This is a genomic window from Pseudomonas sp. SCA2728.1_7 (genome assembly GCF_018138145.1).
GTDB classification, from domain to species: domain Bacteria; phylum Pseudomonadota; class Gammaproteobacteria; order Pseudomonadales; family Pseudomonadaceae; genus Aquipseudomonas; species Aquipseudomonas koreensis_A.
On sequence record NZ_CP073104.1, the window covers coordinates 34,559 to 56,335 of the forward strand.

Consider the following 21,777-nt stretch of genomic DNA (forward strand, 5'->3'; position numbering starts at 1 on the left):
TTGTGGGAGATAGGCGATGAACAGTCCTGTATCGCGTCGGGGGTTTCTCAAAGGCAGTGCCGTGTTGGGCGGCGGGCTGGTGGTGGCGTTTGTCGTTCCCGGCGGCCACAAATTTGCCTATGCGGCCGAGAATGAAGGCAAGGTCTTTGCGCCGAATGCCTTCTTGCGTATTGCGGCGGACAACAGCGTCACCGTGCTGCTCGGGCATTCAGAGATGGGCCAGGGCATCTGGACCGGCCTGACGATGTTGATTGCCGAAGAGCTGGACGCCGATTGGTCGAAGATCCGCGTCGAGCATTCGCCAGCGTCGGCGGCGGATTACGGCATGCCGGGGTTTGGCGGCATGCAGATTACCGGCGGCTCGACGTCGACGTGGATGGAGTTCGACCGTTATCGGCTGGCAGGCGCGACCGCACGGCAGATGCTGGTCGAGGCGGCGGCGAAACGCTTTGAGGTGGCGCCATCGGCGATTCGCACCGAGTCGGGCGTGGTGATCGCCGGCGACAAACGTGCGACTTATGGTGAGTTAGCGGACGCCGCCGGGCAACTGCCGGTGCCGGATCCGAAGTCGATCACTTTCAAGGAGGCCAAGGACTGGAAGGTCATCGGCAAACCGACCAAGCGCCTCGACACGCCGGAGAAAATCACTGGTCGCGCCAAGTTCGGCATGGATGTGCAGTTTGAAGGTTTGATGACGGCGATGGTCGCGCGCGCTCCGGTATTCGGTGCCAGCGTTAAATCCTTTGAAGGCGCTGAAGCGCTGGCGGTGCCGGGCGTGCACAAAGTGCTGCAAGTGCCGACCGGTGTTGCGGTGATTGCTGATCATTACTGGGCGGCGAAACTGGGTCGCGATGCGCTGAAGATCGATTGGGACCTGGGGCCGAATGCGGACCTGAGCAGCGAAAAACTGCTGACGAGCTTCCGCAAACTTGCTGCAACGCAAGGCACGTCGGCGAGTCAGGCCGGGGATGCCAAGGACAGTTTTGGTAAAGCGGCGAAGAAGATCGACGTCGAATACAGCGTGCCTTATCTGGCTCACGCGCCGATGGAGCCGCTCAATTGCACGGTGAAGATCAGCGCCGAGAAATGCGAGATCTGGACCGGCACGCAATTTCAGACGCTTGATCAAATGGTCGCCGGCAAGATCACCGGGCTGAAACCGGAGCAGGTCGAGATTCACACCGAGTTCCTCGGTGGCGGTTTCGGGCGCCGGGCCAACCCAACGTCAGACTTTGTCGCCGAAGCCGTGCAAGTGGCGAAAGCCGCCGCCATGCCGGTGAAAACCGTGTGGTCACGTGAAGACGATATTCGCGGCGGTTATTACCGTTCGATGTTCCTGCATCAGGCGAAGATCGGCTTGGGCGCCGATGGTTTGCCGTCGAGTTGGCAACATGTGTTGGTCGGGCAGTCGATCATGACCGGCACGCTGATGGAGGCGACGATGGTCAAAAACGGCATCGACCCGACCTCGGTCGAAGGCGTTTCCGACAGCCCTTACGTCAAAGGCCTGGCCAATCATCAGGTCGATCTGCATTCGCCGCAAACCGGCATCAATGTGCTGTGGCTGCGCTCGGTGGGCCATAGCCACACCGGTTTCGTCATGGAATCGCTGATCGATGAAATGGCCACGGCGGCGGGCAAGGATCCGGTCGAGTACCGACGAACCTTGCTCAAGGACCATCCTCGGCATTTGGGCGTGCTCAATCTGGCGGTGGAAAAAGCCAACTGGAAAGCCCCGTTGCCGGACGGTCATGCGCTGGGGGTGGCGGTGCACGAGTCGTTCGGCAGTTATGTGGCGCAGGTTGCCGAGGTGTCGCAAGACAATCTGACGATTCGCGTGCACCGCGTGGTTTGTGCGGTGGACTGCGGGATTGCCGTGAATCCGCAGAGCATCGCGGCGCAGATGGAATCGTGTATCACTTTCGGTCTGGGCATGGCGCTGCACAGCAAACTGACACTCAAGGATGGCGCGGTCGTGCAGTCCAACTATCACGATTATCAGGTGCTGCGGCTCAACGAGATGCCGGTGGTGGAAGTGCACATCGTGCCCAGCAGCGACAAACCCGGCGGCATCGGCGAGGCCGGTGTGCCGCCGACCGCGCCAGCCGTGGCCAACGCGGTGTTTGCCCTGACCGGGCAGCGCCTGCGCGAGTTGCCGCTGCAACTGTCGGGGGTGTGAGATGAAACGACATCTAGTGTTGGGCACGGTGATTTTGCTGGGGCTGGGCGGTTATGCCTCTGACCTGTTTGCCGATGATCAGGAAGCGCTGAAAGCCTTCACCACGGTGCAGAAAGTCTTTCAGAGCCCGCGCTGTCAGAACTGTCACATTCCCGGTGACTCGCCATTGCAGTTTGACGCCGGCATTCCCCATGCGATGAATGTAGTGCGCGGCATGGATGGCAAGGGCGCTGCCGGTTTGCCCTGTGCAACCTGTCACGCGGAAAACAATCCGCCGGCCAGTTACGGCCCGCATGCGCCGCCGGGCGCGCCGCACTGGAGCCTGCCGCCGGCGGCGCACAAAATGGCCTGGATCGGCCTGCCGCCGGACAAGCTCTGCGCGATGATCAAGGATCGCTCGAGCAATGGTGATCGCGACTTCGCTGCGCTGATCAAACACGTCAGCGAAGATAAATTGGTGCTGTGGGGCTGGAATCCCGGGGCAGGGCGCGCGCCGGTGCCGGTGCCGCACGATATTTTTGTCGCGCAATTCAAGCTGTGGGCCGATGCGGGCGGGCCTTGTCCGGTGGCGCAAATGTGAGCCATTGCCAAATTAGCGCTACGCTTAAAAGCATTGTTGCCAATGGAGTGTGCTAATGCTGGTTCCAGGAAAACCTGCGAATGAAACGGCGCGAGTTCAAGCGCTGCACGGTCTCGAACTGCTCGATTCCGCCCCTGAAGAGCGTTTCGACCGACTGACACGATTGGCGAAACGCCTGTTCAATGTGCCGATTGCACTGGTGACGCTGGTCGACACCAATCGGCAGTGGTTCAAGTCCTGTGTGGGCCTGGATGCCACTGAAACGCCGAGGGATGTTTCATTCTGCGGACACGCGATTTTGCAGAACGATCTGCTGTTGGTGCCCGACGCCCGTGAGGATGTGCGTTTCCATGACAACCCGCTGGTCACCGGCGCACCAAATATCCGCTTCTACGCCGGTTACCCCTTGACCGTGCCCAACGGCAATAAAATGGGCACGCTGTGCCTGATCGACACCAAACCCCGTGACCTCGACGACGAAGAGCGCGCGTTGTTGCGTGATCTGGCCGAGATGGCCGAGCAAGAGCTGACCGCCGTGCAGATGGCGAGCATGGACGAGCTGACGCTGCTGTCCAACCGACGCGGCTTCAAGCAACTGGCCCAGCATGCGCTGGACGCCTGTGCACGGCTGGAGCGCCCGGCGACCTTGCTGTTTTTCGACCTCAATGACTTCAAGCAGATCAACGATCTGTATGGGCATGCCGAGGGTGACAGTGCGCTGAAGACCTTTGCTGATGTGCTGCGCATTGCCTTTCGCGAGAGCGATGTGGTCGGGCGTTTGGGTGGGGATGAGTTTGTCGCGTTGCTGACCGGCTCCAGCCATGTCGAAACCACGGCGATCATGGCGCGGCTCAAGGAAATCCTTGAAGAGCGCAACGCCACACTGCATCGCGGGTATGCGATTCGCTTCAGCGTGGGCCAGATTGAATATGATTCGAAACGCCATGAAACCGTGGATCGCTTGCTGGCGGATGCCGATGGCGCGATGTATGCGCATAAGCAGGCGTTGAAGGGTTGTTAGTGAATGCACCGCAGATCCCCTGTAGGAGCGAGCCTGCTCGCGATAGCGTCCGGCCATTCAACATCTTCATCGGCTGACCTACCGCTATCGCGAGCAGGCTCACTCCTACAGAGGTGTCGGGTGATCTCAAAATCCCGGTTCACCACAAATCCATGTGGGAGCGAGCCTGCTCGCGAAGGCGTTCGGTCAGGCAACATCTCTGTTGATATGCCGGCCTCTTCGCGAGCAGGCTCACTCCCACTGGTCCTTCGGTGTTCACAACATCCCGGTTCACCACAAATCCATGTGGGAGCGAGCCTGCTCGCGAAGGCGTTCGGTCAGGCAACATCTCTGCTGAAGGTGCCGGTCTCTTCGTGAGCAGGCTCACTCCCACAGATCCTTCTGTGTTCACAAAATCCCGGTTCACCACAAATCCCTGTGGGAGCGAGCTTGCTCGCGAAGGCGCTGGGTCAGGCAATGAACAGGTGACTGAATGGACGCCTTCGCGAGCAGGCTCGCTCCCACAGGGGACAGTGTTGCAGGCATAAAAAAACCCGCCAGATCGGCGGGTTTTTTATTGGCTAAGCGAAGATCACTCTTCGATGTTGCCCATGGCGGTGGTGTTGAAGCCGCCGTCGACGTACATGATTTCGCCGCTGATGCCCGACGCCAGGTCGGAGCACAGGAAGGCGCCGGCGTTGCCGACTTCGTCGATCGTGACGTTGCGACGCAGCGGGGTTTGCGCTTCGTTGGCGGCCAGCATTTTGCGGAAGTTCTTGATGCCCGAGGCTGCCAGGGTACGGATCGGGCCAGCCGATACGCAGTTGACGCGGGTGCCGTCCGGGCCCAGGGAACCGGCCAGGTAACGTACGCCAGCTTCCAGCGAAGCCTTGGCCATGCCCATTACGTTGTAGTTAGGCATGGTGCGCTCGGCGCCCAGGTACGACAGGGTCAGCAGGCTGCCGTTGCGGCCTTTCATCATTTCGCGGCCAGCTTTGGCCAGGGCCACGAAGCTGTAGGCGCTGATGTCGTGAGCGATGCGGAAACCGTCACGGGTGGTGGCTTCGGTGAAGTCGCCGTCCAGTTGGTCGCCCGGGGCGAAACCAACGGAGTGAACGATGCAGTCCAGACCGTCCCACTTCTTGCTCAGTGCTTCGAAGACCTTGGCGATTTCTTCATCGCTGGCCACGTCGCACGGGAAGCACAGCTCAGGACTCGAACCCCAGCCTTGGGCGAATTCTTCAACACGACCTTTCAGTTTGTCGTTCTGATAAGTGAAGGCAAGCTCAGCGCCCTCGCGATGCATGGCGGCAGCGATGCCGGATGCGATGGACAGCTTGCTGGCGACACCGACGATCAGTACGCGCTTACCGGCGAGAAAACCCATGTGTTGCTCCTCTTTCAGGTTATTGCGCAGTGGCTGGTGCCAAAAAAGCGGCTTCCAGCAACTGCTGTGTATACGGATGTTGGGGGGCGGCAAAAATACTTTGCGCGTCTCCCTGTTCGACCACTTGGCCATGCTTGACCACCATCAACTGGTGGCTCAGCGCTTTGACGACAGCCAAATCATGGCTGATAAACAAATACGTCAGGTTGTACTTGGCTTGCAGTGAACGCAACAGCTCCACCACTTGCCGCTGCACCGTCCGGTCGAGCGCCGAAGTCGGCTCGTCCAGCAGGATCAGCGCCGGTTTCAGCACCAAAGCCCGGGCAATGGCGATTCGTTGCCGTTGCCCACCGGAAAATTCGTGGGGGTAGCGGTGCCGGGTTTCCGGATCCAGACCTACCTCCTTCAATGCCGCAATAATCGCCGCTTCTTGTTCCTCGGCGGTGCCCATCTTGTGAATCCGCAGGCCTTCGCCAACGATGTCGCTGACACACATGCGCGGGCTCAGGCTGCCAAACGGGTCCTGAAACACCACCTGCATCTGCCGACGCAACGGGCGAACCTCGTTCTGCGTCAGGCAGTCTAGCTGCTTGCCTTGAAAACGGATCGCGCCTTTGCTGCCGATCAGCCGCAAAATCGCCAGACCCAGGGTGGATTTACCGGAACCGCTTTCCCCGACAATCCCCAGAGTCTGACCCTGAGGCAGGCTGAAATTGATGCCGTCCACTGCCTTGACGTGATCCACCGTGCGCTTGAGCAGGCCTTTCTTGATCGGGAACCAGACTTTCAGGTCCTCGACTTCAAGCAGCGGCGCGCCGATTTTATTGCTCGCCGGGCCTCCGCTGGGCTCCGCGCCGAGCAATTCCCGAGTGTACGGATGCTGCGGCGAACGGAACAGCTCTGCGCACGATGCCTGTTCGACGATGCAACCGCGCTGCATGACACATACGCGATGCGCAATTCTTCGCACCAGGTTCAAATCGTGACTGATCAGTAACAGCGACATGCCCAATCTGGTCTGTAATTCCTTGAGCAAATCGAGGATTTTCAGCTGAACGGTCACGTCCAAAGCGGTGGTCGGCTCATCGGCAATCAACAATTCCGGCTCGTTGGCCAAGGCCATGGCGATCATCACCCGTTGGCGCTGACCGCCAGAGAGTTCGTGGGGCAGGGCTTTGAGGCGCTTGTGCGGCTCGGGGATGCCGACCATCTCCAGCAGCTCCAGCGTGCGCTTGGTCGCAACTTTGCCGGTCAGGCCCTTGTGGATGCCGAGCACTTCGTTGATCTGCTTCTCGATCGAGTGCAGCGGGTTCAGCGAGGTCATCGGCTCCTGAAAGATCATCGCGATGCGGTTGCCGCGAATGTGCCGGATGGTTTTCTCACTGAGCCCCAGCAGGTTTTGCCCGGCATATTTGATGCTGCCGGCCGGATGTCGGGCCATCGGGTAGGGCAGCAGGCGCAGGATCGAGTGCGCGGTCACCGATTTGCCCGAGCCGGATTCGCCCACCAGCGCGAGGGTTTCGCCACGCTTGATGTCAAAACTCACGCCCTCGACGACGCGGTGTATGCGCTCACCGAAACCGAATTCGACGGCGAGGTCGCGCACTTCGATCAGATTGTCCTGATTCATTTCACTTCCTCGGGTCGAAGGCATCGCGAGCGGACTCGCCGATAAACACCAGCAAACTCAACATCAGCGCCAGCACGGCAAACGCGCTCATGCCCAGCCACGGCGCTTGCAGGTTGGATTTACCCTGGGCGACCAGCTCACCCAGCGACGGACTGCCGGCCGGCAAGCCGAAACCGAGGAAGTCCAGCGCGGTGAGGGTGCCGATGGCGCCGGTGAGGATGAACGGCATAAACGTCATGGTCGAGACCATTGCGTTGGGCAGAATGTGGCGGAACATGATCGCGCCATTCTGCATACCCAGCGCCCGCGCCGCGCGCACGTATTCGAGGTTGCGGCCACGGAGGAACTCGGCGCGCACCACGTCGACCAGGCTCATCCACGAGAACAGCAGCATGATCCCCAGCAGCCACCAGAAATTCGGCTGGACGAAACTGGCGAGAATGATCAGCAGATACAGCACCGGCAGCCCCGACCAGATCTCCAGAAAACGCTGCCCGGCCAGATCGACCCAGCCGCCATAAAAGCCCTGCAAAGCACCGGCAATCACGCCGATGATCGAGCTCAATACGGTCAGCGTCAGCGCAAACAGCACCGAGATGCGGAAACCGTAAATCACCCGCGCCAGCACATCGCGACCCTGATCGTCGGTACCGAGCAGATTGTCCGCTGAGGGTGGCGCTGGCGCCGGGACTTTCAGGTCGTAATTGATGCTTTGGTAGCTGTAGGGAATCGGCGCCCACAACACCCACGCATCCTTGGCCTTGAGCAGTTCGCGGATGTACGGACTCTTGTAGTTGGCCTCCAGCGGGAATTCGCCGCCGAAGGCGGTTTCCGGGTAGCGCTTGATCGCCGGGAAGTACCAGTTGTTGTCGTAATGCACCACCAACGGCTTGTCGTTGGCGATCAGCTCGGCGCCGAGGCTCAGGCCGAACAGGATCAGAAACAGCCACAGCGACCACCAGCCACGCTTGTTGGCTTTGAACAGTTCGAAGCGGCGGCGGTTGAGAGGGGACAGGTTCATCTCAATGCTCCCGGCTTTCGAAGTCGATGCGCGGATCGACCAGGGTGTAGGTGAGGTCGCCGATCAGTTTCACCACCAGCCCCAGCAGGGTGAAGATGAACAGGGTGCCGAACACCACCGGGTAGTCGCGGTTGATCGCCGCTTCGAAACTCATCAGACCGAGGCCGTCGAGGGAGAAGATCACTTCCACCAGCAACGAGCCGGTGAAGAAGATGCCGATGAACGCCGACGGGAACCCGGCAATCACCAGCAGCATGGCGTTGCGGAACACGTGGCCGTAGAGCACGCGATGGCGGGTCAGGCCTTTGGCCTTGGCGGTGACCACGTACTGTTTGTTGATCTCGTCGAGAAAGCTGTTTTTGGTCAACAGGGTCATGGTCGCAAAGTTGCCGATCACCAGCGCCGTCACTGGCAATGCCAGGTGCCAGAAGTAATCGAGGATCTTGCCGCCAAAACTCAGTTCATCGAAGTTGTTCGAGGTCAGCCCGCGTAACGGAAACCAGTCGAGATAACTGCCGCCGGCAAACACCACGATCAGCAGGATCGCAAAGAGGAACGCCGGGATCGCATAGCCGACGATGATCGCCGAACTGGTCCACACGTCGAAGTGGCTGCCGTGTCGCGTAGCCTTGGCGATCCCCAGCGGGATCGACACCAGGTACATGATCAGCGTGCTCCACAGCCCCAGCGAGATCGACACTGGCATCTTTTCCTTGATCAGGTCGATGACCTTGGCGTCGCGGAAAAAACTGTCGCCGAAATCCAGCTGCGCATAGTTCTTGACCATGATCCACAGGCGTTCCGGGGCCGATTTGTCGAACCCGTACATGTGCTCGATTTCCTTGATCAGCGCCGGGTCCAGCCCTTGCGCGCCGCGATAGGACGAACCGGCCACCGACACCTCGGCACCGCCGCCGGCAATCCGGCTGGTAGCGCCCTCGAAGCCTTCGAGCTTGGCGATCATCTGTTCCACCGGGCCACCGGGCGCGGCCTGGATGATCACGAAGTTGATCAGCAGAATGCCGAACAGCGTCGGGATGATCAGCAGCAGTCGCCGAAAAATATACGCCAGCATCTGATTACTCCGTGCCCGCAGGGTCGGCTTGCAGTTTGGTTTCGACTTCTATCGCCGGTTTTGCGTTCGGCTTGACCCACCAGGTGTTAATCCCGATGTCGTACTTGGGCGAGACTTTCGGGTGACCGATGTGATTCCAGTACGCCACGCGCCAGGTCTTGATGTGCCAGTTGGGGATCACGTAGTAACCCCATTGCAGCACGCGGTCCAGCGCACGGGCGTGGGCCACCAGGCTTTTGCGCGAGTCGGCGTTGATCAGGTTCTCGACCAGTTGATCGACGATCGGATCCTTCAAGCCCATGGTGTTGCGGCTGCTCGGTTTGTCGGCGGCGGCGCTCATCCAGTATTCGCGCTGTTCGTTGCCCGGCGAGTTGGACTGCGGGAAGCTGCCGACCATCAAGTCGAAATCACGCGAACGCACGCGGTTGATGTACTGCGAAACGTCGACGCGGCGGATTACCAGATCAATACCGAGGTCGCTGAGGTTGCGCTTGAACGGCAGCAGTACGCGTTCGAATTCGGTCTGTGCGAGCAGGAACTCGATCACTACCGGTTTGCCGGTGGCGTCGACCATTTTGTCGTCGACGATCTTCCAGCCGGCTTCCTGCAGCAGTTGATAGGCCTCGCGCTGCTGGGCGCGGATCATGCCGCTGGCGTCGGTCTTCGGGTTTTCGAAGGCTTCACTGAACACCTGCGCCGGCAGTTTGCTGCGGAACGGCTCGAGGATCGCCCGTTGATCGGCATCGGGGAGGCCAGTGGCGGCCATTTCCGAGTTTTCGAAATAGCTGCGAGTGCGGAAGTAGGCACCGTTGAACAGCTGCTTGTTGGTCCACTCGAAATCGAACAGCAGACCCAGCGCCTGACGCACGCGCGCGTCCTGGAACAGCGGGCGGCGCAAGTTGAAGACGAAACCCTGCATGCCGGTCGGGTTGCTGTTGGCGATCTGTTCCTTGATCAAGCGACCTTCGGTGACCGCCGGAATGTTGTAAGCGTTGGCCCAGTTCTTCGCGGTCATTTCCAGCCAGTAATCGAACTGCCCGGCCTTCAGTGCTTCGAGGGCGACGGTGTTGTCGCGGTAGTAATCGGTGGTCATGGTGTCGAAATTGTAGAAGCCACGATTGACCGGCAGGTCCTTGCCCCAGTAATCCTTGACCCGCTCGTAGCGCACCGAACGCCCGGCCTTTACTTCGGCGACCTTGTACGGGCCGCTACCGAGCGGGATTTCCAGATTGCCTTTGCTGAAGTCGCGATCAGCCCACCAGTGTTTTGGCAGCACCGGCAACTGGCCGAGGATCAGCGGCAACTCGCGGTTGTTGCTGTGCTTGAACTTGAACAGCACTTTCAGCGGATCTTCGGCGATCACTTCGGATACGTCGCTGTAGTAACCGCGAAACAGCGGCGAGCCTTCCTTGGTCAGCGTATTGAAGCTGAACACCACGTCGTCGGCGCGCACCGGGTGGCCGTCATGGAAACGTGCTTCGGGGCGCAGGTAGAAACGCACCCAGCTGTTGTCCGGGGCTTTTTCGATTTTGCCGGCGATCAGGCCGTATTCGGTGAACGGCTCGTCGAGGCTGTGTTTGGTCAGGGTGTCGTAGATCTGCCCGATGTCATCGGCCGGCACGCCTTTGCTGATAAACGGGTTGAGGCTGTCGAAGCCGCCGAAACCGGCCTGACGGAACACGCCGCCCTTGGGCGCATCGGGATTCACGTAATCGAACTGCTTGAAATCGGCCGGGTATTTCGGCGGCTCGTTGTACAGGGTCACGGCGTGTTGCGGGGCGGCAAAAGCCAGCCCGGCGAACAGCAAGCCGCTGGCCTGGACGAGCAGGGCGCGGATCGGTTTCATTGATCTTTCTCCGAAGACTTCAGCCACCACGCGCTCAGGCCCAGGGTGTAGGGCGGCGTGGTGACGAAGGCCAACCGGTTGCGGTAGGCCAGACGGTGATAATTGAGGTACCAGTTGGGAATGCTGTAGTGCTGCCAGAGCAGCACGCGGTCGAGCGCCTTGCCGGCGGCGACCTGTTCGTCGCGGGTGCGCGCGGCGAGCAATTGTTCGAGCAGGTGATCGACCACCGGATTGGCGATGCCCGCGTAATTCTTGCTGCCCTTGACGTTCACCTGACTGGAGTGGAAGTACTGCCACTGCTCAAGGCCCGGGCTTAAGGTCTGGTTGAGCGTCATCGAGATCATGTCGAAATCAAATTGATCGAGGCGCTGTTTGTATTGGGCGCGATCGACCGTGCGCAGGCGCGCGTCGATGCCGATGCTGTTGAGGTTCTCGATGTAGGGCTGGTACAGGCGCTCGAGGTTCGGATTGACCAGCAACAGCTCGAAGCGCAGCGGTTGGCCGTCAGCGTTTTGCAGGCGCTGACCGTTGAGTTTCCAGCCGGCCTCGGCGAGCAACGCCAATGCCTTGCGCATGGTTTCCCGGGGAATGCCGCGACCGTCGGTTTTTGGCAGGGTGAACGGCTCGGTGAACAGCTTGGCCGGCAGTTGTTCCTTATACGGCTTGAGCATCAGCCATTCCCCCCCGACCGGCAGGCCGGAGGTTGTGAATTCACTGTTGGGGTAGTAACTGCTGGTGCGTTTGTAGGCGTCGCTGAACAGCGCGCGGTTGGTCCACTCGAAGTCGAACATCAGGCCCAGCGCTTCGCGGGTCTTTACGTCCGAGAACGTCGCGCGGCGGGTGTTCATGAACAGACCCTGACTCTGGGTCGGGATCTGATGCGGGATCTGCGCCTTGATCACGTCGCCACGGCGTATCGCGGGGAAGTTGTAGCCATTGGCCCAGTTCTTCGCCTGATGCTCGATGTAGATGTCGAACTCGCCAGCCTTGAACGCTTCGAAGGCGACATCGCTGTCGCGGTAGAACTCGACTTCCATGCGATCGAAATTGTACTTGCCGCGATTGACCGCCAGGTCCTTGCCCCAGTAATCCTTGACCCGTTCGAAGATCAACTGCCGACCCGGCGTCACCGAAGTGATGCGATAGGGGCCGCTGCCCAGTGGCGGTTCGAAAGTGGTGGCTTTGAAGTCGCGGTCTTTCCAGTAATGCTGCGGCAGCACCGGCAATTCGCCGAGGCGCAGGATCAGCAGTGGATTGCCCGAGCGCTTGAGCACGAAGCGGATGCGCTGTTTGTTGAGAATGTCGACCCGCAGTACTTCTTGTAGGGCAGTGCGGTACAGCGGATGACCGTCCTTGAGCAGCGTTCTATAGGAGAACGCTACGTCATAAGCGGTGATCGGTGTGCCATCTTGAAAACGCGCTTCCGGGCGCAGATTGAACACCACCCAGCTGCGATCTTCGCTGTACTCCACCGATTGCGCGATCAAGCCGTAACTCGACGCCGGCTCGTCGCCGGATGGCGAATACTGGCCGGTGCCGACCATCAGCGGCTCGTTCAGCTCGTTGATGCCGTACTGGAGGAAATTCGCTGTGGTGACGGGACTCGTGCCCTTGAAGGTGTACGGGTTGACCGTATCGAAGGTGCCGAACGCCATCACCCGCAACGTACCGCCCTTGGGCGCTTGCGGGTTGACCCAGTCGAAGTGGGTAAATCTGGCCGGGTACTTGAGCGTGCCGAACTGCGCATAACCGTGACTTTCGGTAATCGTCGCGCTTGCGGTTGAGCTCAAGGCCAGGCTGATCAGGAGCAGGAGGAGGGGACGCTTCAAGTCAGATCCGATCCAGGCGGCTTGGGCTTTGTGGGCCGTACAGTAACAGCTTGTCTGGACAGGAAAAAGATGCGGGTTAATGCGCGGTTAATCGTTTGCGCGAAGAGCCCCTCACCCTAACCCTCTCCCAGGGGGAGAGGGGACTGGCCGTGGTGTTTGCGAGAGCTGCACCGACGTGCGATACCGAGCCGAACTCACGTTTTGAGAAGCCCCTCACCCTAACCCTCTCCCGGAGGGAGAGGGGACTGACCGTGGTGTTTGCGAGAGCTGCGCCGACCTGAAAATACCGAGCCGAACTCACGTTTTGAAGAGCCCCTCACCCTAGCCCTCTCCCGGAGGGAGAGGGGACTGGCCGTGGTGTTTGCGAGAGCTGCACCGACGTGCGATACCGAGCCGAACTCACGTTTTGAGAAGCCCCTCACCCTAACCCTCTCCCGGAAGGAGAGGGGACTGACTGTGGTGTTTGCGAGAGCTACGCCGACGTGCAATACCGAGCCGAACTCGGATGTTGAACAGCACGGAGATCGGCTCCCTTTCCCCCTCGCCCCCCGTGGGGGAGAGGGCTGGGGTGAGGGGGATGGATCTAAAGCACACCACAAAAACGTGATCAAAAAAAAGCCCCTGAAAACTCAGGGGCTCTTCATCAGTGCGGCTGATAAACCGTGAGCATCTGCCCCGGCTTCAAAGCCTTGCCCGCACCCGGATTCCAGCGCTTGAGATGCTGCATCTCAACGTTGAAGCGCTTGGCCACCACGTACAGCGTGTCGCCGCGCTTGACCTTGTACTGGGTCTGCTGCGCGCTGTCGTCCTTGCTCTTGGTCTTGCTGTTGGACGCAATCACCGTGTTGACCCGGCCGGATTTGCGCGCCGGCGCACGCTTGGTGGTGTCTTGCATCACCAGGGTCTGACCAACCTTGAGGTTCTTGCCGGTCAGCTTGTTCCAGCGTTGCAGGTCCTTGACTTCGACCTTGTTGGCCTTGGCAATGGAACCGAGGTTATCGCCACGCTTCACGCGGTAAGCACGCTTGAGCTGCGCCACTTCCGACGGATCGGCGCCTTCGAATACTGGCTTGAGCGAACGCGGGCTGATCAGCTCGTCAGGTCGCATGGTCTGCAAACTGGCGGTGAGCAGTTGCGCCTTCGATGTTGGCACCAGCAAATGCTGAGGGCCATCGATGGTGGTGCGTTGCTTGAACGCCGGGTTGAGCTGGAACAGTTCGTCTTCGTCGATGTTGGCCACCGCAGCAACCTTCGACAGGTCCATGCGCTGGTTGATTTCGACGACCTGGAAGTACGGTTCGTTGGCGATCGGGTTGAGGTTGACCCCGTAAGCTTCCGGCGCCAGCACCACTTGCGACAGCGCCAGCAACTTCGGCACGTACGCCTGGGTTTCCGCCGGCAGCGGCAGGTTCCAGTAGTCGGTTGGCAGGCCAAGCTTTTCGTTGCGTTCGATCGCGCGGCTGACCGTGCCTTCACCGGCGTTATACGCCGCCAGGGCCAGCAACCAGTCGCCGTTGAACATGTCGTGCAGGCGGGTCAGGTAGTCCATCGCTGCCGTGGTCGAGGCGGTGATATCGCGGCGGCCATCATAGAAGCGGGTCTGACGCAGGTTGAAGTAACGCCCGGTGGACGGAATGAACTGCCACAAACCGACTGCATCGGCCCGCGAGTAGGCCATCGGGTTGTAGGCGCTTTCAATCACTGGCAGCAGGGCCAGTTCCAGCGGCATGTTGCGTTCTTCTAGGCGTTCGACGATGTAGTGAATATAGAGACTGCCGCGTTCGCCGGCGTTCTCGAGGAAAGAGGGATTGCTGGCGAACCACAGGCGCTGTTGCTCGATGCGCGGGTTTACGCCGAGGCCTTCCTGCAGCTGAAAGCCCTGGCGCATGCGTTCCCAGATATCCTGGGGAACCTGTGGGCTGGGCTTTTCGGTCAGCCAGATCGGCTTCTGCTTGGCTCGCGCAGCAATGTTCGGCGTATGGGTCGCTTCAGTCTGCGGAGCATGGCTGGAACAGCCCGCCAGCGTGGCGGACACAGCCACCGCGATGGCTTGCGCCAGGCGGGTCAATGCGTCTGAATTGACGGACTTACGTATGGATGACGACATTGGCTGGAAGTAAGTTCCGGGCAAAAATGTCGGGCGATTCTAGAAAGCGCACCCCCTGCGGTCAACCATTCAGAATTTTTGTACCAAGTGGCGGGGCACTTAGAACTTATCTTTCCAGGCCCGCAGAGCCGCAAATACCTCACTCGGCGCCCGGTTTTGAGCGCCTGCCCGTTCGTCCACTTTTTGTGTAACCAATGTTTCAGCGGTGCGCAAAAACGGGTTTGTGAGCTTTTCCAGGGCGAGGGTCGAGGGCAGGGTCATCACGCCGTTTTGCCGTTGTTGGGTGACTTTTTCCAGACGGGCGGCAATGTCCGGGTTGCTCGGCTCGACGGCAGCGGCAAACTTCAGATTGCTCAGGGTGTATTCATGGGTGCAGTAGACCAGCGTATCTTCCGGTAATGCGGCGAGGCGGCTGAGCGAGTGGTGCATTTGCTCCGGCGTGCCTTCGAACAAACGGCCGCAACCGGCAGCGAACAGCGTGTCGCCGCAGAACAGCAGGCCGTGGTGGTAATAGGCAATGTGTCCCAGGGTGTGACCGGGCACCGCATAGACGTCGAAGTCCCAGCCGAGCACGCTGACTGTGTCGTTGTCCTTGAGCGCCACGTCGCGCCCCGGGATGTTTTCGCTGGCCGGGCCGTAAACGGTCGCGCCGCTCGCGGCTTTCAGGCGTTCGACGCCGCCGACGTGATCATGATGGTGGTGGGTGATCAGGATATCGCTCAACACCCAGCCTGGATGCGCTTCGAGCCATGCCTGCACTGGCGCGGCATCGCCCGGATCGACCACCGCACAGCGCTGGGTACGGTGATCCTGTAACAACCAGATGTAGTTGTCGGTGAACGCGGGCAGGGCACTGATCTGTATCATCGTCGGAATTCGCCAAGCGGAAAACATTGGCGCATCTTAGTAGTTCCTGGCGCTTTGGAGAATGCGATGAGTGATAAAGCGTTCGCACAGGCTGATCCTGACTGGCTGGCCCTGATCGGTGCAGCCCGTGAATGGCTGTCCGGCCCGCTCGGGCAATTTCTGCTTTATGAAGAGCGGCGCATGCTCGAAGACGAGTTGGGCCGATTCTTTGGCGGTTATCTGGTGCATTACGGGCCTTCGGCCGAAACCCCGCCGGCGGCGCCGCAAGTGCAGCGCAATGTGCGTCTTGGCGCGCCGTTGCCGGGCGTCGAGATTGTCTGCGAAGAGCAGGCCTGGCCGCTGAGCGAGCATGCCGCCGATGTGGTAGTGATGCAGCACGGTCTGGATTTCTGCCTGTCGCCCCATGGTTTGCTGCGTGAAGCGGCGAGCAGTGTGCGCCCCGGCGGGCATTTGCTGATCATCGGCATCAACCCCTGGAGCACCTGGGGCCTGCGCCATGTATTCGCCCATGACGCCTTGCGCCAGGCGCGCTGCATCTCGCCGTCACGGGTTGGCGACTGGCTCAATCTGCTCGGCTTCGCGCTGGAGAAACGTCGCTTCGGGTGCTATCGTCCGCCGCTCGCGTCGCCCAAGTGGCAGGCCCGCCTGGCCGGCTGGGAACGCAAGGCCGGTGACTGGCAACTGTCGGGCGGCGGCTTCTATTTACTGGTTGCGCGCAAGATTGTGGTCGGGCTGCGACCCTTGCGTCAGGAACGGCGCGAGCCGATGGGCAAGCTCATTCCGCTGCCGATGGCCAAGGTCAACCGCCGTCGCATTGAACCGTAAACCTTCTTTTATTTGCGGCCGGACTTGTTCCGGCCGTGGCCATCGTCGATCCGTGATTGGCGAGGCAGGCATTTTTTCTGGATAGAGTGGCATGAGCGAAAGCGTTGAAAGCGTCGACACCGTAGAACTGTTCACTGACGGCGCCTGCAAGGGCAACCCCGGCCCGGGCGGCTGGGGCGCCTTGCTGGTGTGCAAGGGCGTTGAAAAGGAACTGTGGGGCGGCGAAGCCAACACCACCAATAACCGCATGGAACTGCTCGGCGCGATTCGTGGCCTCGAAGCCTTGAAGCGGCCGTGTGAAGTGCTGCTGGTGACCGACTCGCAATACGTGATGAAGGGCATCAATGAGTGGATGGCCAACTGGAAGAAGCGTGGCTGGAAAACCGCGGCCAAAGAGCCGGTGAAAAACGCTGATCTGTGGAAAGAGCTGGATGAACAGGTCAACCGCCACAAGGTCACCTGGAAATGGGTGCGTGGGCACATTGGCCATCACGGTAACGAGCGGGCGGACCAGTTGGCTAACCGTGGGGTGGATGAGGTTCGCGGTTACAAGCAGACCTGATTCTCTCTGATGCACCGAGGTGCGGCCATTCGCGAGCAGGCTCGCTCCCACAGGGAAATGCATTCCAGACCTGATGTACCTTCCTGAATTGGAATGCATTCCAATGTGGGAGCGAGCCTGCTCGCGAATGGGACGCCACGGTCCACCTGAAACACCTCGCCGAGCGTGCTAACATCCGCGTTTTTTGCAAGATCGACCCGTTGAGAGCTGAACACTGATGGCCACCAGATCCGTTGTACTCGATACCGAAACCACCGGCATGCCGGTGACCGATGGTCACCGGATCATTGAAATCGGTTGTGTTGAACTGATCGGCCGACGCCTCACGGGCCGGCATTTTCACGTTTACCTGCAACCGGATCGCGAGAGTGATGAAGGCGCCATCGGCGTTCACGGCATCACCAACGAGTTCCTGGTCGGCAAGCCGCGCTTTGCCGAAGTGGCCGATGAGTTCTTCGAATTCATCAAGGGCGCACAGCTGATCATCCACAACGCGGCGTTCGACGTTGGCTTCATCAACAACGAATTCGCCTTGATGGGCCAGCAGGATCGCGCTGACATCACCCAGCACTGCTCGATCCTCGACACCCTGATGATGGCCCGGGAACGTCACCCGGGGCAGCGCAACAGCCTCGATGCGTTGTGCAAACGTTATGGCGTCGACAACTCCGGCCGTGAACTGCACGGCGCCTTGCTCGACTCGGAGATTCTTGCCGACGTCTACCTGACCATGACCGGCGGCCAGACCAGTCTGTCGCTGGCGGGCAACGCGTCTGACGGTAATGGCACGGGCGATGGTGCGGACAACTCGGCGACCGAGATTCGTCGTTTGCTGGCGGATCGTCAGCCAGCGCGGATCATTCGTGCGACGGAGGAGGAGCTGGCGGCGCATCTGGTGCGGCTGGAAATTATTGCCAAGTCTGCCGGTGGCCCGGCGCTGTGGACACAGATCGCCGAAGCCGACGCACAGGCTTGAGAGACCAAAAGATCGCAGCCCAGGCTGCGATCTTTGCTTTTGGCGGCATGAAGCCAACTGGCCACCCTCGCCACTTTCGCTGCAACCCTCTACCCTGAGTGCATTGGCAGACATTGCGCCGCCGCCTCAGGACACTGAGCCCCATGTACAAAGATTTGAAGTTTCCGGTGTTGATCGTCCATCGCGATATCAAGGCCGACACGGTCGCCGGTGATCGTATCCGTGGCATCGCCCGGGAGTTGGAGCAGGAAGGGTTCAATATCGTTTCGGCCATCGACTACACCGAAGGGCGGTTGGTCGCGTCGACCCACCATGGCCTCGCGTGCATGCTGATTGCCGCCGAGGACGCCAGTACGAACTCGCATCTGTTGCAGAACATGGCCGAACTGATCGGGCTGGCGCGGGTGCGTGCGCCGGATCTGCCGATCTTCGCCCTCGGCGAGCAAGTCACCCTGGAAAATGCCCCGGCCGATGCCATGGCCGAGCTCAATCAACTGCGCGGCATTCTCTATCTGTTCGAAGACACCGTGCCGTTCCTCGCCCGGCAAGTGGCGCGGGTGGCGCGCAAGTATCTGGATGGCTTGCTGCCGCCGTTTTTCAAGGCACTGGTGCAGCACACCGCCGATTCCAATTATTCCTGGCACACCCCCGGTCATGGCGGCGGCGTGGCCTATCACAAGAGTCCGGTGGGGCAGGCGTTTCACCAGTTCTTTGGCGAAAACACCTTGCGTTCGGACTTGTCGGTGTCCGTGCCGGAGCTTGGCTCGCTGCTCGATCACACCGGTCCGCTCGCTGAAGCGGAAGCGCGTGCAGCGCGCAATTTCGGCGCCGATCACACCTTTTTCGTGATCAATGGCACCTCGACCGCCAACAAGATTGTCTGGCATTCGATGGTCGCGCGCGACGATCTGGTGCTGGTCGATCGCAACTGCCACAAGTCGGTGTTGCACGCGATCATCATGACCGGCGCGATCCCGTTGTACCTGTGCCCGGAGCGTAACGAGCTGGGGATCATCGGGCCGATTCCGCTGAGCGAATTCAGCCGCGAATCGATTCAAGCGAAGATCGACGCCAGTCCGTTGACCAAGGGCCGTGCGCCGAAAGTCAAACTCGCTGTGGTCACCAATTCGACCTACGACGGCCTCTGCTACAACGCCGAGCTGATCAAGCAAAGCCTCGGCAACAGTGTCGAAGTGCTGCATTTCGATGAGGCCTGGTACGCCTATGCGGCGTTTCACGAATTTTTCGCCGGGCGCTACGGCATGGCCACTTCGCGCAGTGACGACAGTCCGCTGGTGTTCACCACGCATTCCACGCACAAGCTGCTCGCGGCGTTCAGTCAGGCGTCGATGATTCATGTGCAGGACGGCGGCGCGCGGCAACTCGATCGTGACCGTTTCAACGAAGCGTTCATGATGCACATCTCGACCTCGCCGCAATACAGCATCATCGCCTCGCTAGACGTGGCCTCGGCGATGATGGAAGGCCCGGCCGGGCGGTCGCTGTTGCAGGAAACCTTCGACGAAGCCCTGAGCTTTCGTCGCGCGCTGGCCAATCTGCGTCAGCACATTGCCGCCGATGACTGGTGGTTTTCGATTTGGCAGCCGCCGGGTGTCGAAGGCATTGACCGTGTACAGACGGAGGACTGGCTACTGCAACCGAATGCCGACTGGCATGGTTTTGGTGAAGTCAGTGACGATTACGTCTTGCTCGATCCGATCAAGGTCACGCTGGTAATGCCGGGGCTCAATGCCGGTGGCGCGCTCAGCGAGAAGGGCATCCCGGCGGCGGTGGTCAGCAAATTCCTCTGGGAGCGCGGCCTGGTGGTGGAGAAGACCGGACTGTATTCGTTCCTGGTGCTGTTCTCCATGGGCATCACCAAAGGCAAGTGGAGCACGCTGCTCACCGAACTGCTGGAGTTCAAGCGCAGTTACGATGCCAACGTGCGCCTCGACACCTGCCTGCCGTGCGTGGCCCAGCAAGACACCGCGCGTTATCGCGGCATGGGCCTGCGTGATTTGTGCGATCAATTGCACGCCTGCTACCGCAGCAATGCCACGGCCAAACACCTCAAGCGCATGTACACCGTGCTACCGGAAATTGCCATGAAACCGGCCCACGCCTACGATCATCTGGTGCGCGGCGAAGTCGAGGCGGTGCCGATCGATGAGCTGGAAGGGCGCATTGCAGCGGTGATGTTGGTGCCGTACCCGCCGGGCATTCCTCTGATCATGCCCGGCGAACGCTTTGCCGAATCGACCCGCTCGATCATCGATTACCTGAAATTTGCTCGCACGTTCGATAGCAGCTTCCCCGGTTTTGTCGCGGATGTGCATGGATTGCAGCACGAAGACGAAGGCAATGGACGGCAATACACCGTCGATTGCGTCAAGGAATGAGGACTTTTCCCAGTATGCAACCGGTCATGAATCCGAAATACCCAGGGCTGTCGGTGCGTGTCGCCGATGAAGGCTTTGCGCCGTATATCTGGGGCAGCGACTTCAGCTTCGAAGTCGCCGCCTATGGTGCCGCCGTGATTGGCCAGCCCGTTGAGCAGTGGCGGGTGACGCCGATCGTGCCTTATCGCAAGTGCTACGGCATCGATCCGGAGGAGTTCAGCGCCTTTCACAACGCGCCGGACAGCGCGATTTTCATGGCCTATCTCGACGATGAGCCGGTCGGCCATCTGGTGATCAGCACCAACTGGAATGGCTTCGCGCACATTGATGAGCTGGCGGTGCATGCGCCGGCGCGTCGGCATGGTGTGGCCAAGGCGTTGCTCGATGTCGCGCAGTTCTGGAGCCGCAAGAAAAAGCTGCCGGGGATCATGCTCGAAACCCAGAACAACAACCTCGGCGCCTGTCGGTTGTATGAGCGCTGCGGCTACGTGATTGGTGGCGTGGACCAGTTGCGCTATCGCGGCATTGATCCGAACACCGCCGAAGTGGCGTTGTTCTGGTATCGATTGTTCGATAACCCGCTGGAAAACCCGCTCAGCTCGCCAGCATCGCCTCGGCTTGTTCCGTGACGATCGCCAGTAGCGTCTGAATCGCCGATGCCGGTGCAGCGTGCTTGAAAGTCAGAGCGTAGAGGCTGATCGGCACGGCCGGTGACAGCGGGCAAACATCCAGCCCGGCGGCGCGCGCGCCCAGTGCAGTGAACGGGTCGACGATGGCCAGGCCTTCGCCGGCCTCGACCATGCTGCGCATCATCTGATGGGTTTGCACCCGGGTCTGGATGCTCGGTGCCGGGCGCAGGGCCTGGAGCTTGTTTTCCAGCGCCGGGCTCAGTGGGTCCTGGCCTTCGAGGCCGACCATGGCCTGACCTGCGAGATCCTGCAGGGAAATGTATTTCTGTTTGGGTTGCAGCCAGCCGTGGGGCGCGAGCAATTGCAGCTTGCCCTGGGCCAGTGGCTGGCAATCAATATCGGGATGTTCGGGGTCGTGCAGGCTTAGACCGAGATCACTTTCGCGCAGCAACAGGCTGCGGACGATCTCGCGGGTCGGTGCGCTGAGCAGGCTGCACGGCGCATCCGGCAGACGTCGGCGCAGGGCGGCGAGGCTTTGTGGCAGTAATTGTTGCGCCAGCGGCGGGGTGCCGATGATGCGCAAGGGCGGGGCGAGGTATTGCTTGAGGCTGCTGGCCAGGCGTTGCACTGGCTCTAGCGCTTCATAGACATGCGCGATTTCGACCTGCAACGCCCGTGCTTCGGGCGTCGATTGCAGGCGTCCGCGCACGCTGGCGAACAGCATGAACCCCAACTGACTCTCGGCATCGCGCAAACGCTCTTCGACCTCGGCCACCGGCAACTGCAGCCATTCGGCGGCGGTGCCCAGGTGACCGGTCTGCAAGAGCGCCTGAATCACTTCGATATGACGTAAACGCATGCGTGA

The 21,777-nt window shown here is 60.4% G+C and carries 17 protein-coding genes; 8 read left to right on the forward strand and 9 right to left on the reverse strand.

What is annotated here, in order from left to right; all coding sequences use genetic code 11:
* Window positions 1-16 precede the first annotated feature (16 nt).
* The 3 genes from KBP52_RS00180 to KBP52_RS00190 are packed head-to-tail and all read left to right on the forward strand — an operon-like array spanning window position 17 to window position 3,780.
* Window positions 17-2,179: a xanthine dehydrogenase family protein molybdopterin-binding subunit gene (locus tag KBP52_RS00180; RefSeq protein WP_212621682.1), complete on the forward strand. Its 2,163-nt coding sequence runs from the start codon at window positions 17-19 to the stop codon at window positions 2,177-2,179.
* Between the two features lies 1 nt (window position 2,180).
* Window positions 2,181-2,759, forward strand: coding sequence for a hypothetical protein (locus KBP52_RS00185; RefSeq protein WP_212621683.1), 579 nt, complete (start codon window positions 2,181-2,183; stop codon window positions 2,757-2,759).
* 55 nt (window positions 2,760-2,814) lie between these two features.
* Window positions 2,815-3,780: a sensor domain-containing diguanylate cyclase gene (locus KBP52_RS00190; protein WP_116029618.1), complete on the forward strand. Its 966-nt coding sequence runs from the start codon at window positions 2,815-2,817 to the stop codon at window positions 3,778-3,780.
* 571 nt (window positions 3,781-4,351) lie between these two features.
* Here the strand turns inward: KBP52_RS00190 and fabI are convergent.
* The 8 genes from fabI to gloB form a co-directional block, all read right to left on the reverse strand.
* A complete protein-coding gene (fabI, locus tag KBP52_RS00195) occupies window positions 4,352-5,146 on the reverse strand; it encodes an enoyl-ACP reductase FabI (protein WP_007910591.1) in 795 nt (264 codons plus the stop codon).
* 19 nt (window positions 5,147-5,165) lie between these two features.
* Window positions 5,166-6,776 carry an ABC transporter ATP-binding protein gene (locus KBP52_RS00200; RefSeq protein WP_212621684.1) on the reverse strand — a complete coding sequence of 537 codons (1,611 nt, stop codon included), beginning with the start codon at window positions 6,774-6,776 and terminating at the stop codon, window positions 5,166-5,168.
* A 1-nt stretch (window position 6,777) separates the two neighbouring features.
* Window positions 6,778-7,797, reverse strand: coding sequence for an ABC transporter permease (locus tag KBP52_RS00205; RefSeq protein ID WP_007910587.1), 1,020 nt, complete (start codon window positions 7,795-7,797; stop codon window positions 6,778-6,780).
* 1 nt (window position 7,798) lies between these two features.
* The gene (locus KBP52_RS00210) at window positions 7,799-8,872 is read right to left on the reverse strand and encodes a microcin C ABC transporter permease YejB (protein ID WP_007910584.1); all 1,074 of its coding nucleotides are present in this window, start codon (window positions 8,870-8,872) and stop codon (window positions 7,799-7,801) included.
* Window positions 8,873-8,876: 4 nt separating this feature from the next.
* Complete coding sequence (locus KBP52_RS00215) at window positions 8,877-10,718, reverse strand: extracellular solute-binding protein (RefSeq protein WP_212621685.1); 1,842 nt, start codon at window positions 10,716-10,718, stop codon at window positions 8,877-8,879.
* The gene (locus tag KBP52_RS00220) at window positions 10,715-12,547 is read right to left on the reverse strand and encodes an extracellular solute-binding protein (protein WP_212621686.1); all 1,833 of its coding nucleotides are present in this window, start codon (window positions 12,545-12,547) and stop codon (window positions 10,715-10,717) included. Before KBP52_RS00220 ends, KBP52_RS00215 begins: the two co-directional genes overlap by 4 nt.
* A 643-nt stretch (window positions 12,548-13,190) precedes the next feature.
* The gene (locus KBP52_RS00225) at window positions 13,191-14,654 is read right to left on the reverse strand and encodes a transglycosylase SLT domain-containing protein (RefSeq protein ID WP_123594323.1); all 1,464 of its coding nucleotides are present in this window, start codon (window positions 14,652-14,654) and stop codon (window positions 13,191-13,193) included.
* 99 nt (window positions 14,655-14,753) lie between these two features.
* Complete coding sequence (gene gloB / locus KBP52_RS00230; protein WP_212621687.1) at window positions 14,754-15,521, reverse strand: hydroxyacylglutathione hydrolase; 768 nt, start codon at window positions 15,519-15,521, stop codon at window positions 14,754-14,756.
* Between the two features lie 66 nt (window positions 15,522-15,587).
* Between gloB and KBP52_RS00235 the strand changes: the two genes are divergently transcribed.
* From KBP52_RS00235 to KBP52_RS00255, 5 genes are all read left to right on the forward strand, one after another.
* Entirely contained in the window at window positions 15,588-16,346 is a 759-nt protein-coding gene (locus KBP52_RS00235) for a methyltransferase domain-containing protein (RefSeq protein WP_212621688.1), read from the forward strand.
* Between the two features lie 91 nt (window positions 16,347-16,437).
* A complete protein-coding gene (rnhA, locus tag KBP52_RS00240; RefSeq protein ID WP_064390484.1) occupies window positions 16,438-16,908 on the forward strand; it encodes a ribonuclease HI in 471 nt (156 codons plus the stop codon).
* Between the two features lie 217 nt (window positions 16,909-17,125).
* Window positions 17,126-17,884: a DNA polymerase III subunit epsilon gene (gene dnaQ, locus KBP52_RS00245; RefSeq protein WP_212621689.1), complete on the forward strand. Its 759-nt coding sequence runs from the start codon at window positions 17,126-17,128 to the stop codon at window positions 17,882-17,884.
* Between the two features lie 143 nt (window positions 17,885-18,027).
* Window positions 18,028-20,283, forward strand: a complete 2,256-nt coding sequence (locus KBP52_RS00250; protein ID WP_212621690.1) for an Orn/Lys/Arg decarboxylase N-terminal domain-containing protein — start codon at window positions 18,028-18,030, stop codon at window positions 20,281-20,283.
* A gap of 14 nt (window positions 20,284-20,297) precedes the next feature.
* On the forward strand, window positions 20,298-20,912 hold the full coding sequence (locus KBP52_RS00255) for a GNAT family N-acetyltransferase (protein WP_077572390.1): 615 nt from the start codon (window positions 20,298-20,300) through the stop codon (window positions 20,910-20,912).
* Here KBP52_RS00255 and KBP52_RS00260 read toward each other — a convergent pair.
* A complete protein-coding gene (locus KBP52_RS00260) occupies window positions 20,878-21,771 on the reverse strand; it encodes a LysR family transcriptional regulator (RefSeq protein ID WP_212621691.1) in 894 nt (297 codons plus the stop codon). The two genes, KBP52_RS00255 and KBP52_RS00260, sit on opposite strands and share 35 nt — an antisense overlap.
* Between the last annotated feature and the right edge of the window lie 6 nt (window positions 21,772-21,777).

What these genes read in the sequence shown, in the direction of transcription:
- KBP52_RS00190 (WP_116029618.1), top strand. Translation starts at nt 2,815, where the DNA reads ATGCTGGTTCCAGGAAAACCTGCGAATGAAACGGCGCGAGTTCAAGCG.
- KBP52_RS00205 (WP_007910587.1), bottom strand. Translation starts at nt 7,797, where the DNA reads ATGAACCTGTCCCCTCTCAACCGCCGCCGCTTCGAACTGTTCAAAGCC.
- KBP52_RS00185 (WP_212621683.1), top strand. Translation starts at nt 2,181, where the DNA reads ATGAAACGACATCTAGTGTTGGGCACGGTGATTTTGCTGGGGCTGGGC.
- fabI (WP_007910591.1), bottom strand. Translation starts at nt 5,146, where the DNA reads ATGGGTTTTCTCGCCGGTAAGCGCGTACTGATCGTCGGTGTCGCCAGC.
- KBP52_RS00255 (WP_077572390.1), top strand. Translation starts at nt 20,298, where the DNA reads ATGCAACCGGTCATGAATCCGAAATACCCAGGGCTGTCGGTGCGTGTC.
- KBP52_RS00260 (WP_212621691.1), bottom strand. Translation starts at nt 21,771, where the DNA reads ATGCGTTTACGTCATATCGAAGTGATTCAGGCGCTCTTGCAGACCGGT.
- KBP52_RS00235 (WP_212621688.1), top strand. Translation starts at nt 15,588, where the DNA reads ATGAGTGATAAAGCGTTCGCACAGGCTGATCCTGACTGGCTGGCCCTG.
- KBP52_RS00200 (WP_212621684.1), bottom strand. Translation starts at nt 6,776, where the DNA reads ATGAATCAGGACAATCTGATCGAAGTGCGCGACCTCGCCGTCGAATTC.
- KBP52_RS00210 (WP_007910584.1), bottom strand. Translation starts at nt 8,872, where the DNA reads ATGCTGGCGTATATTTTTCGGCGACTGCTGCTGATCATCCCGACGCTG.
- KBP52_RS00180 (WP_212621682.1), top strand. Translation starts at nt 17, where the DNA reads ATGAACAGTCCTGTATCGCGTCGGGGGTTTCTCAAAGGCAGTGCCGTG.
- KBP52_RS00215 (WP_212621685.1), bottom strand. Translation starts at nt 10,718, where the DNA reads ATGAAACCGATCCGCGCCCTGCTCGTCCAGGCCAGCGGCTTGCTGTTC.
- KBP52_RS00225 (WP_123594323.1), bottom strand. Translation starts at nt 14,654, where the DNA reads ATGTCGTCATCCATACGTAAGTCCGTCAATTCAGACGCATTGACCCGC.
- dnaQ (WP_212621689.1), top strand. Translation starts at nt 17,126, where the DNA reads ATGGCCACCAGATCCGTTGTACTCGATACCGAAACCACCGGCATGCCG.
- gloB (WP_212621687.1), bottom strand. Translation starts at nt 15,521, where the DNA reads ATGATACAGATCAGTGCCCTGCCCGCGTTCACCGACAACTACATCTGG.
- KBP52_RS00250 (WP_212621690.1), top strand. Translation starts at nt 18,028, where the DNA reads ATGTACAAAGATTTGAAGTTTCCGGTGTTGATCGTCCATCGCGATATC.
- rnhA (WP_064390484.1), top strand. Translation starts at nt 16,438, where the DNA reads ATGAGCGAAAGCGTTGAAAGCGTCGACACCGTAGAACTGTTCACTGAC.